Source organism: Candidatus Palauibacter australiensis, from assembly GCA_026705295.1.
GTDB classification, from domain to species: Bacteria; Gemmatimonadota; Gemmatimonadetes; order Palauibacterales; family Palauibacteraceae; genus Palauibacter; species Palauibacter australiensis.
This window is the reverse complement of record JAPPBA010000094.1, coordinates 1-3,074: the sequence shown is the minus strand read 5'-3', so window position 1 is coordinate 3,074 and position 3,074 is coordinate 1. Positions and strand designations below refer to the sequence as shown.

Genomic DNA, 3,074 nt, shown 5'->3' with positions numbered 1-3,074 from the left:
CGCCGGGGAAGGCTGATCGTGATCCGGACCGGCGCGGTCGGGGCGGGGCGGTGACCGCGTACGTCCGCTACCTCGCGCCGGGCGCCACGGACCGCCGGGACGCCGCGACCTCCGGGGACGGCGGCGCCCGCTGGGGGGTCGTGGAGGATGAGGTCCTCGCGGACGGAATCATCGAGGACAGCATGGTGGAGGAACTGGCGGCGCCTCCCTTCGGCGGCGAGGTCCGCACCGGGAACCGGATGCGGCTCGATGAGCTCCATCTTCTTGCGCCGGCGACCCCGTCGAAGGTCATCGCGGTGGGTCTGAACTACCGGAGCCACCTCGACAACAGCCCGATCGGGACACGCCCGGAGCCCACGGAACCCCCCCTGTTTGCCAAGCTGCCGACTTCGATCATCGGGCCGGGCGCGGCGATCGAGGTTCCCGCCGACGCGGAAGTCGTGCACGCGGAAGGAGAGGTCGTCGTCGTGATCGGCCACGTGACGCGTCACGTGAGCCCGGAAGCGGCGGGCGACCGCATTTTCGGCGTGACCGCGGGCAACGACGTGAGCGAGCGCAGCTGGCAGCGCGACGACCTGCAGTGGCTGCGGGCCAAGGGCAGCGATTCGTTCGGGCCGCTCGGGCCGCGGATCGTGACCGGCGCGGCGTGGGAGAACCTGCGCCTGCGCACCCGCCTCAACGGCGAGGTCGTGCAGGACGCGCGCACCTCGGATCTCATCTTCTCCATCCCCGAGATCATCGCCTACGCGAGCCGCTACTTCACGCTGCTCCCCGGCGACCTGATCTACACGGGAACGCCCGGGAAGACCTCGGCGATCTCCCCCGGCGACCGGGTGGAGGTGGAGGTGGAGGGGGTCGGGGTACTGGCGAACGACGTGAAGGCCGAAGCTCGGAAGGACGTGACATGATGAAGAGAGCCGTTTGGATCGCAGTGGCTTTCACGGCGGCGCTCGCGGCGCCTCCGACTTCCCGCTCGCTCGCCGCCCAGCAGACCCCGGACCTCGCCACGCTGTTCGAGCTGGGGACGCTCGTGCTCGATACAAACGGGGACAGCGTGCCCGATCTCGTGAACGCCGCGCTCGTGCTCGGGGAAGATCCCTCGCCGGGCGTCCTCGCGGCGGCGGCCGAGGTCGCCGCGCGGCTGGGCTTCGAGACGATGGCGGTGGATCTGCCGCTGTCCCGGAACCCGGAGGGCGGCCAGACCGGGATCGTCGTGGGGCGAAGCGGACTCGCGGCCTCCGGCCTGCAGTCGCCGGGCATCGACCCGGCCTCCCTCGACTCGGGAGAGGGAGCCGTGGCGGTGCGCGAGGAGGACGGACGCGCCTGGGTCCTAGTGGTCGGCGGGGACGAAGAGGGGCTGCACGCCGCGGCCCGCCTGTTTGCGGGCGTCCTGCCGCATACGCGCACGCTGTCGACCGCGAGGCTGGACCGCGTTCGGGACGATCTCGCCGAGACGCTGGAGGCGGGGGGCGTGGCGGGCGCGGCGGTGCGCCTGACCCAGGCGAGGGTCAGAGCGGGGCAAGCCGGGGTGGGACGCGTGATCGCCGACATCGAGGTGGATGACGCGGACCTGAACACCGCCGCGGAACTCCTCCGTGGCCTCGCCGCGGGCGAGGTGCCTTCCGACTCCGGAGAGCCGGAAGAGACGGAGGCCGAGGCGGGAGACGAGTCGACCGACGCGGAGACTCCGCAGGCGCGGCTGGCTTATCCGGGGCTCGCGTCGGTGGAGGCGCGGCTGGCGGGGGGCCCCACGATCCGGATCGCCGGGCGCGCGACGCCGGATGCCCCGGGGCCGATCGCGGGCCGGCCGGGCAGCGGCGGCAAGAACGACATGGACCTCTCCAATCTCTACACCTCCGACGGGCTGCTCGGCGGAGGGGTGCTCCCGAACCGGGTGGACGCGATGCTGGCGCCCGGCGAGGGAGGCGTCGGCGGCCTGCCCGACCTGGCGGGGAGACTCGGACTCGAATCGACCGGGCTCACGGTGCCGCTCGTCGTTCCGGCCGCGTCGATCGACGGGGCCGCCGCCCGGCCCACGCTGGTCCTCGCCGGGGTGGACAACGCCCTGACCCGGCAGCTTGCCGACAGCGCGAAGATCGATCCGGGTTCGCTCGCCCCCGGCGAAGGGCTCATCGAGGTGGTCCCGGCAGCCTTCGGGTCCAAACCGGCCCTCGTCGTCTCCGGCGCCGACGCGGCCGGGGCCGAGCGCGCGCTCGATCAGCTGGCCCGGACGTTCCCGCACCTGGCGGAGCGCGGCGACGACCGCCCCACCGTCGACGACGTCGAGCGCGGCCTGTGGGACGCCCTGTCCGGCCACTCGCCCGTGGGCCAGGCGGCGATCGGCCTCTACAAGCTCGGCCGCATCGCCGACAAGCTCGCGGACCGGCAGCTCGCCCGCGCGGACGTGCTGCTCTCCGTCGAGAAGGCGGACCCCGGCCTCGGGGCGTACGTGCAGGCCCGGGCGGCGGAAGCGCTGGGCCTCCCCGATGCCGCCGCCGTCGACGTCACGATCGACGAGCGCGATGTCCAGCGCGCGGCCACCATTTTCGCCGATACGCTCGCGCTGCCGTCGGAAGTCGACCGCTTCCGCGAACTGTTCCGCGCCCGCGTCCTCCCGGCGGCCGCATCTGCCGGCTCCGCCGGCCCCATCCGGGTGGAGGCCCGCCTCAGCGAGCCGCCGGAGATTCGCCGGGAGTTGGAGCGGGAGGCACGAGACGCCCTCGTCGAGGCGGGGGCTCCGGCCGATGCGGTCGAGGTCCGCGTCCTCTCCGCCTTCAAGCAGGGATACTCCTGGCTCGAAGAGGTGATTCTGCCGCAACTCACGGGCCGGGACCCCGGTGAAATCGGCGACATCGTCATCCGCTTCCGCCGCAACGACCCGCCCGAGGAGTGGCCCCAGCAGGCGATCCACACCCCGGTTCGCTGGCTGCACGAGATCTTCCCCATCGACGAGATCTTCGCCCGCGAACTCGGCCTCGAGCTGGAGCGGATCCGCTTCGAGCAGACGACCGATGGACCGACCTACGAGGTGACGGTCACGGACGCGGGCGGCGCCGAGTTCCTGTCGGACGACT

The 3,074-nt window shown here is 72.8% G+C and carries 2 protein-coding genes; both read left to right on the top strand.

Going from position 1 to position 3,074, the window contains the following annotated elements; translation table 11 throughout:
* A partial coding sequence (locus OXN85_07155) for a fumarylacetoacetate hydrolase family protein (protein ID MCY3599732.1) occupies window positions 1–908 on the top strand: 908 nt, incomplete at its 5' end.
* Window positions 905–3,074 (top strand): cellulose biosynthesis cyclic di-GMP-binding regulatory protein BcsB (locus OXN85_07150; protein ID MCY3599731.1); only part of this gene is annotated, 2,170 nt, incomplete at its 3' end. The genes OXN85_07155 and OXN85_07150, both read left to right, overlap by 4 nt.